Origin of the sequence: Phormidium sp. FACHB-592 (genome assembly GCF_014695795.1) — a bacterium.
Lineage (GTDB): Bacteria > Cyanobacteriota > Cyanobacteriia > Leptolyngbyales > Leptolyngbyaceae > Stenomitos.
The window spans coordinates 11865-26128 of sequence record NZ_JACJOZ010000008.1 but is presented as its reverse complement, the minus strand read 5'-3'; the positions used below and the strand labels follow the sequence as shown (position 1 = coordinate 26128).

The following is a 14264-nucleotide window of genomic DNA, read 5'->3' as shown; positions in this document are numbered from 1 at the left end:
GGCGGTGTCGGTTAGACGCGGTTAACGGCTTCTTCTTAGGACCGATCCGGTAGAGACTGGTTGAGCCTTCTAGGGCTAACCCGGCTGTTAAGAAACAGTTGACAAAGCCTAGCAATCTGTTTAGCACTCCAACCCCATAGCCATGCGTACATATTCAGCGAACAAGCCCCTACCACTGCGATCGGTTCCAAGGTCAGCATCGCCGCCAATTGTCAACCGCAAAGAGGCAACAGAGCGACTGCGAGAGACTTTGGGCAGCGAATGGAACCCTTCCCTTACTGGTCTCAAGGTTGGCTCAGAACTGCTAACCACAGCACTCGGTCCTGGTTGGTCAATCTACGAACTGCGTAACATCATCCGTAAGGAAACCTTACGGCAAGGTACGCACTGGTTCAAACGTGGCAGATGCTATTCAGTTGACGTTGTGGCGATCGCGCAATGGCATCTCAACCAGGAAGAGGAGGGTTAAACCACAGCCTTATAGCGAGTTCTTGGTGTCTTGACACTGTCACGTGGCAGGGGTTTTCGTGCCCCAAAAGCCCGATTACATTACTCAGATTATGTAAGATCGGCAGAACTGGCTTGAGTCAAAAGCGGAGTAACTTATGGAAATGCCCGTTTACCAAAGTTACTCGGTGCTGCGTAATGCGTAAAAAGCGCGTACTAGGTGCTCTTTAGAGAACAGTGCTTCTGGTCTCTAGTTCTCCTAGCCCTTGACTCGACTGCGCCATCTGTAGCAACTGCTTTAGCACTAGCAGCAGCAACTCTAGATCGACTGGCTTCGTGAGATGTTCGTTGAACCCAGCATCTAAGGCTTGCCGACGGTCAGCTTGGCTTGCCATCGCCGTTAAGGCTAGCGCTGGCACTCGCCCGCCCCCCAGCGACCGGACTCAGCGCTCGCAGCCAGGCGATAAAGTCATAGCCAGTGGTGCCAGGCATCGCGAGGTCACTCACGACTAGTTGCGGGGGCTGGGCTAAAAAACTGGTCTGAGCCGCTGCAACACAGTCGGCAGCGCTGACAATAGCACCTTCCATTCCGAGCGCAAAAATGAGCAGCTCTAGGCAGTCTGGGTCATCATCCAGCACTAGTATGGGCACACCCTGTAAGTGATTCAACAGCGCCATTGCGGTCGTGTACTCTCTGCTTAATTGAAGCCATGCAGGCAGAGTTTACCTTCCTTATATACCGTTAGGCAATAGCTGCAAAATCGCCTCTATCAAGGGTTTCGGCTCGATGGGTTTGGCGAGAAAGTAGTCAAAACCAGCATTAAAAGCGGTGGTTTCACTGTACTCTCGGTTATAAGACGTGACAGCAATGGCAGGTAGCTGGCGGACAGCCGTAGCCGGTGCTTGTCGCACTTGCTCGATCAACTCTTTGCCATCGAGGTCTGGTAAGCGCAGATTGCAAACCAGGATCTGGGGGCATTGTGCGTTGAGCACTTGCAACGCTTCGAGCGCGGTCGTCGTGACCGTCACAGCAGCACCATTATCTTCCAACAAGTAGGTGAGCAACACTGCGATGTCTAGCTCATCCTCCACCAGCAGTACTTGAATGTCCTTGAGTGGCTGAAACCTTTCTACGGCTGCTTGTTTCAACATCTAGACCTACGCACACGGCATAAAAGTCGGCTGACTGCCTTCTTACCCTCATGTTCCAACAATGCAGGTTGAACTACCTCTCCTCTAAGCATGAGGTAAGTGCTCCCAGTGCAAACGGGGGAAGTAAAGTAGAAGCATGACCATCAACCGAACGTTTACGACAGCCAACCAAGATCCTGACCATGACCACTGCTAAATAAAAATTACTCAAAGGATTGAGCATGACTCCAGAAGAAATTAAAAAAATGCTTGAAAAGCAGGAGCAGAGATTCAAAGAGGCGCTATCTCGCAGCCAGAAAGACTTAGAAGGCATTGAGAATTGGACTGCTGCACAAAGAGATGACTTCATCAAAGCTTTTAATGGTAAGCAGGTAACCGAAGCGCTTGCACGGGCAGCAGAAGATGTTAAACAAGCAGAAGCTCAGATGCAGAAGCTCGCCGCTCAAGGTACTTTTGACTTTCAGGAAAATGCTCAAAAGCAGCTCATCCAATTTACGCGCTCCATTCAGTCCGATACCAGAGAAATACTGAAAAGACTGGGAATCGAGAACAGCAATGATTGAGCCTCAATCTGTCGATCCTTATCCCTACCCTAGTTTTCGTTGGCATCACGAACCACCCTTGATGCGGTCGATCCGGGATACCAGGTTGGAAATTTGCTTCTCAACTTTGTGTAGCGATCGACCGTTTTCGAGCGCTACTGCCAGTTCTGCATAATGCTGTGGTGAGATGTACTCAGCCTTGCCAGGTTTACCGTCTGCCAGTTTAGTACGCTTGCGATGGTATAGCTTGCCCTTGACAGTGGCTGTGTCCAGTACAAACAGAGCGGGATAGTGGACGTAATCCTTTGCTCTGATCTCAGCAGCGGTGGCTTCAAGTGCAGTGCGTTCTTCCTCAAGCTGCTGAAGACTCCTCATCAAAGTTATGTAAAATTTGAATGTTTCTGTTCTAATTTTACATAACTAACAGCCCTGTTGACCACCCCATTGATAAGTGGGACTGGTCAAGCGATCGCGCTTATTACTCTGGACTAGCCTTAAACTGGCACAATCGCTCAAAAGCTTACACAGTAACGATTTTGCTTTTCCAGTCCCTTGCCCCGTTGCGGTGTCGGCAACTATACAAGCCGACTTTCCGAGGGCTGAGATTTCGACTGGTGCTCGACTTTCGGTTTTTAGTCTGGTGCCTTTCTGATGCTCTGGACTAAACTTGGACTAAACGGATCAACTGTGCCAGTTGAAAGGATGGAGCCTTGTGCCAGTTGCGTTAACACCGTTAGCACGTTAACAGTTCAGGTTTTCTTATGAGTCAGAAGGTGACGGTCGGGTGTCGGGTGCCAGAGGAATGGAATGCTGAGATCTTAGCGATTTGTGAGGCGACCGGGCAAACTACTTCGGAGGTCTTGAACGAGGCGATCGCCCTCTATCTGAAGAAGTCGAAAGCGGTCACGGTGCGAGCGCGTCTGGATGACTTGGAGCAACGGCTAAACAAGCTGGCGCTGCTGGTGACGCAATAGGGGTGATTGAAGGGTTGGTGTCATGAGATGCAATGAGAGCTAATCCAAGCCCGAAACAACGCAAATTCGTTAACTAATAGAGGCAAATGTGAGCTACGTCAGAATCTATTAGTACAGAGCAACTATCCTCAATTCCTCTTTCTATAAGGTTTTCAGCCTAATTGCATTTTATAGCAGCAACCCTTCAATCACCCCAATAGGCACTTGATTACTTAAATAAGTGAATACGTGGATAAGTGATTCATTGATTACGTGCATAAGTAATTACGTGAGTAAGTAAAAAAGCTCTTAGATAACTAACGGGCGTAGAATCACTTGATTACTGATTCACTTGCTCACTGAAAATGATCATCGCCTTTGCCAGTCTGAAGGGAGGTGCGGGGAAATCAACCTTATCGATTCACCTAGCTCACGCGATCGCTTTAGCTAAAAAGCGTGTGCTCCTAGTTGATGCTGACCCGCAAAGCAGTGCTAGCAGTTGGGCAGCGGCTAGAGATAGCGTGGCTCCATTCCCCGTCATTGGGCTTGCTCGCAACACGATTCACCGGGACTTACCAGAACTGTTAGAGGCTTATGACCACTGCGTGATTGACACCCCACCGCGCGTCTCCGCTATGGCTCGGTCTGCCATCCTCGCTGCTGACCTGGTACTGATTCCGGTTCAACCGTCTAGCTACGATGTCTGGGCAGCATCAGAGACAGTGGAGCTGATCAAAGAGGCGCAGCAGTTCAAACCCGCTATCAAAGCAGCCTTTGTGGTCAACCGTCGGATCGGCAACAGCGCGATCGGTAAGGAGATTGACAGTGCTCTAGCTGATTACGCGCTGCCGGTCCTGAAAACAGCGATCGCTCAACGTGTGGTTTTCTCAGAGTCCAGCGCTGGTTACACGGTTATGGAGTTGTCGCCCAGTAGTGCAGCAGCGACCGAGATTAAAAACTTGGCAAAAGCAGTCTTGAAACTGATGGGGGTAAGCAAGTGGTAGAGAAACGTAGCCGTATTGCCAAGAAACCGCCCACGATACCCCCGATCGCAGATGCATGGGTGACTGAGGCAGGCTTAGACCCAGAGTTGCAAAGCCAGGAGCAACCACCGCTGCCCACGGTCGCAGAGCCAGCCACACTGCCCGAAAAGAAAGGCAAGCCATACCCGCATCGCATCAGTTTCGACATGGAGACCCAGCAGTATAAACGGCTGAAACGAGCCAGCTTTGAAACAGACCAGAGCATGAACGAGTTGCTACGGGAAGCGGCAGAAGATTGGCTTAGAGCACGCGGTTACTGAATCACGTAGTCACTGAATCAAGTGAGCAAGTAATCAAGTAAATAAGTGAGTAAGTGAGCAGAGGGATCTAGTATTCCAGTCACAAGGTAAACAGAGTCTTTAGAGCTTTGAGTTTGGCAGTGTCAATGCCACAGCCCAATTTAGTGATTGGGGTCAGACTCTTCCACTTGCTTCGATCGGCACTGGCAATCAGATCAGATACGGCTTCAGGATCAACAGTGCCAAAGCCACTAAGCTTATGGCTCGTTAGGTAAGCCAAACGTTCAAAGATTGCCGCCCTCGATGCCTGCTTAATGCTGATGGCATCTGGTGGTGCTGGCGGTGGCGGTGGCGGTGTTAGATAAAAGGCGGTAGCTAAAGCATCAAGCTTCTTGCCCTTAGTGATGCCACATTTGAGCTTGGTAATGGGTGTGAAGTCTTGCCAGGTGCTTCGATCTTCAGCAGCAATCTTACTGGCTGCGATCGTTGCCTCTAAGCCTTTCAAGGGGCTTCCGGGCTGGCTAGCAAGGTAGGTAAGGGTATCAGCCAAGTCTTGTTCAGAAGCGGTGGCTAGGTTGACCCACAGCGTTTGCCCTAATTCCACTTCTACCTGTTTCTGCATCGCTTGATTGACGACGATGCACCAAACGAAATCGAGGTGTACCAGTCGAGCCGCATCCAGAATCTGTGTATTGAGAATCGCTTGATACTTATCTTCGCCCACTAATCGAACGATCACAGGCAGGATGTTCTTGCCTGTGCCAGACAGTTCCTGGGCGATCGTCTTAAGGATGATGGGTGGAGTGTCAGACTTGCCCTTGATGAACTTGCAGGGGAGTCGGCGGATCTGACCGAGTGTGACATCCAGTGGCGATGCCTCTGCTTGCGTGGCGCTCATGTTAATGATCGATAAAGTTTGGGTTTAAAAAGAGTTCTTTGACCAGATCAGCGTAGAGTTTGGTGATCGGAGAGCTTTGCCAGCAGATGACCGGAACGTGCTTAAACTCAGCGACTTTTGTCTGCGCGAAGGTTTTTAAGCGCGTTTTGCACTGGTTACCACTGAAGTTACTTTTGTTCAGTGCCTGCTTAATGTGTTCCTCTAGAACAACGCCTGCGTCTCCAGGGCAGTTGCTAAAAACAATGCCGAGGTTCCAGGGTCCAAGGTGCAACCGCTCTTTTTTCGCAGCCCTCACCTCACGAAATTTTGGGATGGTATTGCTATAGAGCTGTACGGCGTGGTGCAAAGACTTGCCACCGAGATCGATGGGAATGAGTACCGTATCACAGGCTAGCAGCACGCTTTGAGTGAGCTTGTCAGGGGTGGGAGAGACATCGATAAAGATATAGTCATAATCCAAGTACAGCAGTCTGACCAGCTTTTTGAAAACGGCAACAGGTTCGGCATATGGGTCGTCGCGGAAGGCTCTAAGTGACTTTTCATCACTGGAAAGTACCGAAAGTTTAAAGCTCTTCTTGCTCTTGTCAGTAGTGGGGAACTTGCGAATCTGAATTGCTTTGTTTAAGATTTGCTTGGCTTCATCCCACTCTTCAAGCTGAAGTTTTTGGGCGCACTGCTCTAAGTAGCCTGGAAACCAATTGGGATCAGCGCCAACACCGCGCGTTAAATCATTTTGTGGGTCAAGGTCAATCAGTAAGACTTGCTTACCTTCTAGCGCTAAGGTTGCCCCAATATTGACAATATTTGTTGTCTTCGCCACGCCGCCTTTTTGATTCCAGATAGCTGATGCTAAAGCGGTGCGTGGATGCTGCAGACAGTATTCTAGCTGCTGCATTAACCCTGGAAGGCTTGTTTTAGTGACCTTCTGAATGGGTGTCATAGGCAAAACTAAGCCATCAACACGTCGCCAGAGTTGGAAGAAATCCCCGTTGAAGACCAAGCCATAGGAAGCCAACAAAACAGGAGGGACGTTGTTGTTTAAGTAGTGCTTGATGCCTTTGTTTTTGGGACCACAATCCTCATAGCCTACTGCTTGCCGATAAAGGGGATGGCTCTGGCAAGCTGCCGCAAAATCTTTCTCTGGGATAGCAGCCAAATCTGGATCGCGCTTTTTGTTTTCAATGACCAGCACTGGAGGGCAATTAATGTCTTGGTAAACCAGTCGGTCAGGCGTACCTAAATTTGCCCCTAAGTTGTGACCAGCTTTAATTTGTTGAACGTTCAAACCTAGAGACAGTAAAAGCGGCTGTACAAGACTCATCTCTAAGTTTTGTTCGCTGTAATTGGTGGGCAGTTCAGCCCAATGCTGAGCCAGTTTTTTATAAGCGTTTAAACTTTTCATGCAGCGTTCTTGTCTCTACAGAAAGCCTGTCGAGAACGCTCCGCAATCCTGCCAGTAAAACTCACGCTTTTCTCCCGCCGCTCACTTCTTTTCTAAAGTGCCCTATTTATGTGGGGATTAACAGTGGACTTACGGGAACATGACATCAACTTGTTGAAAGCTTTAAATGCTGCGCTCGGTATCACGCAAAGCGGCTTCTTTAATTGCCGCTCTCAGCCACTCCGCTCGATTCGGCAGCGATCGAACGTACTCATAAATATCTTTGGGCAAGAACACTGAAATCGGTTTCTCAGCTAGCGCTTCATTGCCAATAGGCTTAAAACGGGTGCGATAATCTCCACGGGTTTCGGTCATGGCTCAGTTGTAACCTGAAGAACGTTAACACTGCCTGCAAATCAAGTCACAGCGTCATTTCTTTAAATTGCCTCAAAGACCTACTTTCTAACGTTGGAGTCAGAAATTGCAGATAAGTACAGTTATCTGCAATTTTAGGTGTTTTGAAGTCTGGGTTGAACTTTAGCAATCCTTAGTAATCCTTAGCCTCGAAAGGTGACTCAAAAAACTAAGGATGCTGCAAAAGCTTAAGGTTCAGCAGCGCGTGGGATCGGCAGTCGCAAGGCTTTTGGGTCTAGCCCAAGGGCGATCGCCTGGACTGCAAGTTTTTCTAGCGCGTCATTCTTCGTAAGTGGTTATGGGGTTTCCAATAAGTGAGCATGGTAATGAGGCTTCCGAAGTTTCTGAGCCCGACACAGCCAGCACGGGAAAGTCAGGATGTGAGGCTATGTGAATAGTTCGTTTTTCAGCAGCACTTGGAAAAATTTCAGAAATTTTCAAAAAAGCGATCGCCTAACTCCCGCCGTTGGCGATCGAGTCGAGTCAGAAAGGCTTTTGCTCGCCGCAATTCGGCAGAATACCAACCGGTCTTCAGAGCATTCTGAGCACTGGTTGCCTTGCCATCAGCACTGATTGGTCCCGTTGATGACTGCCACGGCTGCCAGGTCTGTATCAGTTCGCGCTGTCGCTGCCGTGCTTCTGGTGTCCATCGCGGCATAGGGTGAAGCCTCTAGTGATGTGGCTGCATGGGACTCTTGTTCAACTTTCAATTGGTTGACCTGCTTATCAACGTAGTTCTTGATGAACTGGCTCGGTTTCTTGGGATTGCGGATGTTATCCAATGTCGTGATGGTACGTCTGGACTGCTCCTGACAGCGCATCGCTAACTCAATTAAACGCGATGCCTTATCAATATTTGGCGCACTGTGAGAACGGGTCAGCAGATCGTAAAACATGAAATCTAACGTCGTGATTTGCACTGCTAGACGGTTTTCTATGTCTTTTTGGGCAAAGCCCGTGCCTGCCTGTAGCTCATGGAAGGTCGCAACAAGCTTGTCAGGGGTCACTGTGGGACCGTTAAGTGCGACGGCTGCCGGGAAATAGCACCCCGTACGCAGGCGGGCATCATTTTGGGCTTCTTCACTCCCTTCAACGGCTGCCCCATCCTTTGTCACTTGCAATTGGCGCTTGACTTGCTGCTGTGTTTGCCGCTGCTTTTGGGCTTGGATATCTGCCTGCTGTTGATCAAGTAATTGCACTAGGCGCTTCTGCGCTAATTCTTTCATACCGACTTTGCCCTTCCTTTTTGCTGTACCGTCAAATTGACTGACGAAAGACTACCGAATGCACCTTGCTAACTACGTTTGATGCTTGTGAGATGCGGTCATGGTGGACGAGACAGTGATCGACGATTGGCTTTGTAGCCTCCAAAAAGAGTTAGCTGCCTATGGACTCCGAGCAGAAGCTTCATCGCGCCAGGGCGACGGCTAACGACTTCGAGCAGGCGATGGCATTCAGTACGAAGCTGGGCAAGTGTGGGGTGTGAAGAATGAGGTTGAGGGGTGTGATTGCTCATATCTCACCTGTTGGAAGGTGCAACTCAGCCCAGATCTCAAGCCCTTCTGTATAGGTGTCGCAGTCAAACCCCCACACCTTGCAGATGATGAACAGCTTTGAGCTACCAGTTTTGAGCGCGGCGATCGCCTGGTCTTTAAGGTTTTGCCGAGTCTGATCGAACTGGTTCACGCTGTGACCTCCAGTAGTTCAGGGAATTGCAGTGTAAGCGCTGTAAGCAGCCGCATTTGGGTCTCTGCTGTGAGGGTTTGCCACAGGTAATGCCAGTATTTAGGCTCTGCCCACTGGTAGAAAGCTTCCAGAATGGTTTCACCTAACTCCTGATCCGTGTAATTTTGGGCAGCCCATGTCAGGGTGTTTGCGATCGCCACTAACGGTTCTGTGTCGATCGGTTTTTTACAACTACTCTTATTGTTGTCCATAATAGGATTAGTTGTAGTCTTGAAAGCCATATCCAGCAAAGCTTTAAGCAGTCTTGAGACATACTGCTGCGCGTATCCTGTGATGGTTGCGATCGCAGTTTGCGTTGCCTTTTGTCCAGCACTGATTAACTGCTGTTTCGCTTGGCAAACAGCCATCATCGCCCGGTCAAACGGTGTTGCTGCTGCTGGGCAGAGTTGCGCTACATCTACAACACTGTGAGCCATTGGTAAGGTGTACTGCATCTGAGAACGATCGCAGTCGAACACAAAGTAGAGCGTAAGGTCTTCGTCTGGTCTACGGTTGGCTCGGAGCCGTCCTGCTTCCTGGGTGATCGCTGCGTCGATTTCTTCTCGGTAGTAGTCCGCAAAGGTTGTTCCGGTAGCTTCACCGCCCAACGATAGCCAACGGTCTTTAATGACGGCTAAATCGGGCAATGGTAAGCCAATGGAGATCAGCGCGTTGTGATGTTGGAAACGGTTAGAACCGCGAGCGTCGGTGCCAAAGTGCCAGCCGTCCGCATTGGTTGCTTCAGCTTTCTTCAAGTGGTCTAGAACTGCTACTGAGCCGTGTTGCTGCTTCGTCCAGTTGATAAAAGCGGCTAGTCGTTGATCAGTTGCATCCGATCGCTTTTTACCTGCCAGGTTAAAGCCAGTGATCTGCTTTACGTCTAGATTTTTGGGTGCCTCGCCTGCCATTTCCACTTGCAGGATTTGTGCTGCTGGAATGCCGCTATGGAGCGCAAACCGTTCAGGCGTGAGTGTCGCATCCAGTGGAATGATAAAGCCCATATCAGCCAGGATAGACTGCTGGCGTTCGTCGGCTGTCGTGATGGTTAGCCCACCATACTTGCTGATCCTTAATGCGCCTGGTGTAAACCCTGCCCAGACTTCCAGGAAAGGAATGAGCCACTGCGTTGGTAGGTTAGCGATCGTGTCACGTAGCGTGTCCCGGTTTTGCCGTCCCGTTGCTTTGCGTTCGCTGCGGTTATAGGTTCTGAACAACTTCAGGATCTCTTCTGCCTCAAGTAACTCTTTGGACAGGTCTGCAACCTCAAGCTTTAGCTCTACAAGTTGAGAGTGGAGCTTGGTTTCGAGTGCTGTGGCTTCAAGTAAGTTCAAGCCTTGGTCTGGAATCAGCTCGATTTCCTGTTCCAGTTTGCTAATCTTTACCTGACGGCGCTCGATCTTCCCTTTCAGCGATTGCACAACTTTGGTTTGTGCTTCAAAGCCTTCCTCGTCGATCCGATCTGGCTCTGCCATCTTAGGATTCAGCACAGCCCCCAAATCTTGCTCGACGGTGGCACGCACATGATCAACGTCAAGTGCAGCTGGAAAGGCTCCCAGTCGCGCCCGGATCGCCGCATCATCCAGTCCGTGATAGTCTGTGCTGCCATTCGCCACAAAAATGCGTAGGGCTTTCCTGGCAGGTGATAGCTGCTCGTAGGCGATCGGGTCTTCTTCTTCCAGGCTTGCCCAAGCAGTATCGAAGTCACTGAGGCACACAGTGAGGGTTTTAATCGGCTTCAAGATTGCGCCTGCTTCCTCTAAAATCGCCACATCGTGAGCGTAGTTGTGATCTTCTGGAGAGGGTAACGATTCAAACGCGGTCCTGATTTGCCGCTCTTTCATGCCGTCCCGTCGGTCGGAGCGAAACCCAAAGCCGTCACCTGAATCTGTCCCGCATTGCCCAAAGAACTGACACGATCGACAGATTGGGTTACCTGTTGCAGTCTCTGACGCTGAGTTATACCCTTTGCTGGCTGCTGTGTGGAACAGCCCTGCGAGATGGCAATTGCCGCGTGTATCCACTTCCTCACCGCGTTTTGGGTGCCGTAAGTGTGGTTTGCCGCTGGGAGTAGTGCGATCGTTATCCACTTTCAGCCCAGCGTGACGGGTTGGCAGGTCTGTGAAGTATTTTTCTGCTGGTGCCGTGGTGACGTTGCGATGATTCTGGTCTACCCACCAAACCTTAGCGGATTCCTCTTCTGGGTCAATGCCCAGTTCAAAAGGTGATAGAGCTGCTGTGCGGTAGGACTTCCCCGATCCGGTCTGCGACGTGTTCAAAATCGCCTTATAGCCTTGCTCACGCGCTTCCTGAATCAATTGGGCATAGTCTTGAGACTGATAGATCAGTTTAGGACTTTGCACCGTGCCTGCTGGTGGCAAACAACCGAGGGTGTAGTCGATCGCCTGCTCGGTTGGTTTCTGTCTAGGCTTCTCAGGCAGGCGCTTAAACCGCTTGAAGAATTTCAGGCTGGCTTTATCGAAGTAGGTTTTGACCGCTTCCAGCGTCCATTGATGCGATTGCGCTGCCTCTACCCGCTCCTGCTCTGTTTCCTGCTCGATATAGGCTTGATAGGCTTCTGGATCGGGTGCGTCCCACTTTTCCTTTTTTTGCGCTTCCCCCCAAGGAAACTGAAAGCCATAGTGCTGAGCGTGATGGAACAGTGTCCCCAGTGTCGCGGATGAATCCCACCGCATGACCTGTGCAACGTTCCACCCATGCTGGCTGGGTGAGTACGCTTCGACCATTGCGATCGCCTGCGCTTCACCATAATGGTTCTTCAGTGCCCAGCAAACATCGCGCCACAGCTCATAGTTGCCCGCAATGCCTGCGCCTGGTGCTCTAGGTGGCAATACAGCCAACGCTTTTGCTACCAGCTCGTCTGTGTCATCGGTTGCGCCACTAGCAGCTCTTGCCGCATGACGTTGCTCTAATCGTCGTCTGCTGGCTTCAAGCTGTTGTTGCCTTTCGCGCTCTAGTCCCGCTTGCCATGCGATCGCTTGCTCAACAAAATTGGCTGACAGTGTTGCTGTTTCGTTCAGGACGAAGGGCGATCGCCCTGGTGCGCCGAAAAAGAAGCGGCTGGCATCCTTACAGGCAGGATCGGCAACCTTCAGCAGGTGAATCAGATAACGCTGGCAGGCTTCCAGTGTCTGATAGCCTTTCACTAGTTCCGTGTAGGCAAAGACCAATCTGAACTTGTTGTGTTCAGGGGTACTGCTGGCAGACTCGATCGCTAAGGCACAGTGACCCGTAACAAAGGGAAGCTCTAGCGCCTGCTCAATCGTCAGCCCAGAGTCGATATCGACAGCAACCAGTTCGGCGTAATTCGCGTTGCGTTTGAGCCGTCTGCTGCCCTCATCCAAAACAGCAGGCATCCAGGGATGCCCTTTGCCAATATGGTTTGCTAGATCGGTAAACGATCCTTGTGTCGGTTGAAACGCGCCTGGATAGCTGAGCTTATCAGGTTCACACTTCCCGACAATTTGATGGTTCGCGCCAAAGAGGAAAGACTTCATGCCTGACCTCCAATCGCCTTGAGCTGCTCTTGAAAGCGGAACCATGCCCATCCAGGGCGATACCCTCGCATTCGTGCATATTCCTGCCAGATTTCCAGCGGTGGCTTCAGTTCCAACAGCTTGTAGTAGACCCAACTAAGGTTGTAATGGCGCTGCTGCTGTTTGCGAATCAGGTCGTCTAGTACCGCTCGATACTCGTCCAGTGGGGTGACGCTAATCGCTTCAAGACTGTTATCAGATTCGATAATCTCTAGCGCGATCGGCTCTTCTGTGACCTCACCAGACTCGTTAGCCTTCGCCCGTATGTCTTGCCGCACTTCAACGCCTTCCAGTGTCCAGACTCTAGGGCGTGTGGGCAGACCGTGGATGGTCCAGTTTTTCGTGTGGTCAAGAATAGTCGCAAACTCTTTTCCTGCTGCTGGTCGTAGCGCTCGCCCCACCATTTGCAGCCACTTTGAGAGGCTTTTGGTTGGCTTGGCAATCTGAACCGCATCAATGCCGGGAATATCAAGCCCTTCGTCAAACAAAGCGCAGTTTGAGAGAACTTTTAATTCACCCGCTGCAAACCGTGCGATCGCGTCCTTACGCTCGACTGTGGGTGTCTCACCATCTAGATGGCAAGCAGGGATACCCGCTTGGTTATAGCGCCATGCAATGGCTTGTGAGTGTTCTACGTTGATTGTGAAAACAAGGCAGCGCTTACCAGGGCAATGCTGTTGGTACGAACGAATCAAGCTGCCAGACAGTTCGACGATATTGTTTTCGGCTGCAACGTCGCCAGCGCTCCAATCGCCGCCGCTGATTCTTGCCCCCTTTGTCGTCATCGGGCTGGGATCGGCAAATAGCTTGAACTGACTCAGATAACCTTGCTCAATCAGTTGTGAGACTGACGGACCACAAACCAACGTGTCAAACAAGTCTTCAAAACCAGAACCGTCTAATCTGATTGGTGTCGCTGTGATGCCTAACTGGTAAGCGTCTGGGTAAGCCTGGTAGATTTTTCGGTAGCCGCTAGCCGTTGCATGATGACTTTCATCCGTGATCACTAGTGCGGGATCAGGGAAGAGGCTCAAGCGGTTGACCATACTCTGCACAGAGGCAACCTGAATTGGTGCCGTCAGGTTTGGCTGATACCCTGCCTTGATAATCCCTACTGGTACTGCGGCTATTTGCCCGATCTTGCTTGCTGCTTGGGTAAGTAACTCCTCTCGATGCGCGAGAAAGAGAACTGTTTCATCCCGACAAGTAAAGCTGCTGGCGATCGCCCCAGCGATAATGGTTTTGCCGCCTCCGGTGGGGAGTTGTGCCAATACCCGCTGCTGCCCTTGCTGCCACTGCTGGCAGATGTTTTGGATTAGCGTTTCTTGATAGTCGCGTACACGATACTGATGCGCGGTTGCTGTGGGTGTCATGCTGCACCCCCATCGCCAGGGAAGCTGACGAGATTCGATAATCTTTCGCGCTCCCAAATGCCGTAGAGCCGACGGAATTCGGCACGTGGCAGATTGTGATAAGCAGCCGTCCGGCTAAGGACAAACGCCCGCTGTAAAGGATTTTTGATTTTAGCGATCGCGCTGAAGGCTGCAACGATGCGATCGAAGTCTGTTTGCAAATCTGAAGGGTTCACGCTGCCCTCCCCTGCTCTACCGCTGCCCGTTTTTGGGTTTCAAGGCGCTGCCAGCGTCGCAAGAGACGCTTCTGCTGATTGTCGAGAAATCTGCCCGTCTTCTGCCCTGCTAGCAACCGATGCGCCTGTTTTTGGATGCGTGATCGGTAACTTGTGTTAACTAGGGGGTCTGTTGCGCCCTGTCTGTTTTGGGCTATATTTTGAATAGTAAGTTGACCTGTGTTTTGCATAGGGAAACTAACCTAGTTCGAGCTAGGTTTTGAATGGACGATTAATTTTTGAGAGGCGATCGCTCAGTCCGTGGTTGGGGAACTATCGGGAGCTGAAG

Annotated in this window: 20 protein-coding genes; 5 read left to right on the top strand and 15 right to left on the bottom strand. The window is 50.8% G+C overall.

Going from position 1 to position 14264, the window contains the following annotated elements:
• The first annotated feature begins 142 nt into the window (after positions 1 to 142).
• Entirely contained in the window at positions 143 to 469 is a 327-nt protein-coding gene (locus H6F86_RS00560) for a hypothetical protein (RefSeq protein WP_190446189.1), read from the top strand.
• A 205-nt stretch (positions 470 to 674) separates the two neighbouring features.
• Here H6F86_RS00560 and H6F86_RS00555 read toward each other — a convergent pair whose 3' ends face one another.
• From H6F86_RS00555 to H6F86_RS00545, 3 genes are read right to left on the bottom strand one after another with little or no spacing between them, the layout of a single operon-like run.
• Positions 675 to 842, bottom strand: coding sequence for a hypothetical protein (locus H6F86_RS00555; RefSeq protein ID WP_190446188.1), 168 nt, complete (start codon positions 840 to 842; stop codon positions 675 to 677).
• Positions 826 to 1125: a response regulator gene (locus H6F86_RS00550; RefSeq protein WP_190446187.1), complete on the bottom strand. Its 300-nt coding sequence runs from the start codon at positions 1123 to 1125 to the stop codon at positions 826 to 828. Before H6F86_RS00550 ends, H6F86_RS00555 begins: the two co-directional genes overlap by 17 nt.
• 54 nt (positions 1126 to 1179) lie before the next feature.
• Entirely contained in the window at positions 1180 to 1599 is a 420-nt protein-coding gene (locus H6F86_RS00545; RefSeq protein WP_190446186.1) for a response regulator, read from the bottom strand.
• Positions 1600 to 1820: 221 nt separating this feature from the next.
• Here H6F86_RS00545 and H6F86_RS00540 point away from each other — a divergent pair, with 221 nt between their 5' ends.
• Positions 1821 to 2162 carry a hypothetical protein gene (locus H6F86_RS00540; protein ID WP_190446185.1) on the top strand — a complete coding sequence of 114 codons (342 nt, stop codon included), beginning with the start codon at positions 1821 to 1823 and terminating at the stop codon, positions 2160 to 2162.
• A 45-nt stretch (positions 2163 to 2207) separates the two neighbouring features.
• Here H6F86_RS00540 and H6F86_RS00535 read toward each other — a convergent pair whose 3' ends face one another.
• Positions 2208 to 2516, bottom strand: a complete 309-nt coding sequence (locus H6F86_RS00535; protein WP_190446184.1) for a hypothetical protein — start codon at positions 2514 to 2516, stop codon at positions 2208 to 2210.
• Between the two features lie 386 nt (positions 2517 to 2902).
• Here H6F86_RS00535 and H6F86_RS00530 point away from each other — a divergent pair, with 386 nt between their 5' ends.
• From H6F86_RS00530 to H6F86_RS00520, 3 genes are all read left to right on the top strand, one after another.
• Positions 2903 to 3115 (top strand): hypothetical protein, encoded by a 213-nt coding sequence (locus H6F86_RS00530; protein ID WP_190446183.1) that lies wholly within the window; start codon positions 2903 to 2905, stop codon positions 3113 to 3115.
• A gap of 344 nt (positions 3116 to 3459) precedes the next feature.
• Positions 3460 to 4098 (top strand): ParA family partition ATPase, encoded by a 639-nt coding sequence (gene parA / locus H6F86_RS00525; protein ID WP_190446182.1) that lies wholly within the window; start codon positions 3460 to 3462, stop codon positions 4096 to 4098.
• Positions 4092 to 4397 carry a hypothetical protein gene (locus H6F86_RS00520; RefSeq protein ID WP_190446181.1) on the top strand — a complete coding sequence of 102 codons (306 nt, stop codon included), beginning with the start codon at positions 4092 to 4094 and terminating at the stop codon, positions 4395 to 4397. The genes parA and H6F86_RS00520 overlap by 7 nt, the downstream gene beginning before the upstream one ends.
• A 79-nt stretch (positions 4398 to 4476) precedes the next feature.
• Here H6F86_RS00520 and H6F86_RS00515 read toward each other — a convergent pair whose 3' ends face one another.
• From H6F86_RS00515 to H6F86_RS00465, 11 genes are all read right to left on the bottom strand, one after another.
• Positions 4477 to 5274, bottom strand: a complete 798-nt coding sequence (locus H6F86_RS00515; RefSeq protein ID WP_190446180.1) for a hypothetical protein — start codon at positions 5272 to 5274, stop codon at positions 4477 to 4479.
• A gap of 1 nt (position 5275) precedes the next feature.
• Positions 5276 to 6676, bottom strand: coding sequence for a ParA family protein (locus tag H6F86_RS00510; RefSeq protein ID WP_190446179.1), 1401 nt, complete (start codon positions 6674 to 6676; stop codon positions 5276 to 5278).
• Positions 6677 to 6838: 162 nt separating this feature from the next.
• Positions 6839 to 7030 carry a hypothetical protein gene (locus H6F86_RS00505; protein ID WP_190446178.1) on the bottom strand — a complete coding sequence of 64 codons (192 nt, stop codon included), beginning with the start codon at positions 7028 to 7030 and terminating at the stop codon, positions 6839 to 6841.
• A 466-nt stretch (positions 7031 to 7496) separates the two neighbouring features.
• Positions 7497 to 7727 (bottom strand): hypothetical protein, encoded by a 231-nt coding sequence (locus tag H6F86_RS00500; RefSeq protein WP_190446177.1) that lies wholly within the window; start codon positions 7725 to 7727, stop codon positions 7497 to 7499.
• Positions 7633 to 8295 (bottom strand): hypothetical protein, encoded by a 663-nt coding sequence (locus H6F86_RS00495; RefSeq protein WP_190446176.1) that lies wholly within the window; start codon positions 8293 to 8295, stop codon positions 7633 to 7635. Before H6F86_RS00495 ends, H6F86_RS00500 begins: the two co-directional genes overlap by 95 nt.
• A gap of 98 nt (positions 8296 to 8393) precedes the next feature.
• Positions 8394 to 8585 (bottom strand): hypothetical protein, encoded by a 192-nt coding sequence (locus H6F86_RS00490; RefSeq protein ID WP_190446175.1) that lies wholly within the window; start codon positions 8583 to 8585, stop codon positions 8394 to 8396.
• A complete protein-coding gene (locus tag H6F86_RS00485) occupies positions 8582 to 8755 on the bottom strand; it encodes a hypothetical protein (protein WP_190446174.1) in 174 nt (57 codons plus the stop codon). The genes H6F86_RS00490 and H6F86_RS00485 overlap by 4 nt, the downstream gene beginning before the upstream one ends.
• Positions 8752 to 12309, bottom strand: a complete 3558-nt coding sequence (locus tag H6F86_RS00480; protein WP_190446173.1) for a PriCT-2 domain-containing protein — start codon at positions 12307 to 12309, stop codon at positions 8752 to 8754. The genes H6F86_RS00485 and H6F86_RS00480 overlap by 4 nt, the downstream gene beginning before the upstream one ends.
• Complete coding sequence (locus H6F86_RS00475) at positions 12306 to 13721, bottom strand: DEAD/DEAH box helicase (RefSeq protein ID WP_190446172.1); 1416 nt, start codon at positions 13719 to 13721, stop codon at positions 12306 to 12308. The genes H6F86_RS00480 and H6F86_RS00475 overlap by 4 nt, the downstream gene beginning before the upstream one ends.
• The gene (locus H6F86_RS00470) at positions 13718 to 13936 is read right to left on the bottom strand and encodes a hypothetical protein (protein ID WP_190446171.1); all 219 of its coding nucleotides are present in this window, start codon (positions 13934 to 13936) and stop codon (positions 13718 to 13720) included. Before H6F86_RS00470 ends, H6F86_RS00475 begins: the two co-directional genes overlap by 4 nt.
• A complete protein-coding gene (locus H6F86_RS00465) occupies positions 13933 to 14166 on the bottom strand; it encodes a hypothetical protein (protein WP_190446170.1) in 234 nt (77 codons plus the stop codon). The genes H6F86_RS00470 and H6F86_RS00465 overlap by 4 nt, the downstream gene beginning before the upstream one ends.
• Positions 14167 to 14264 lie beyond the last annotated feature (98 nt).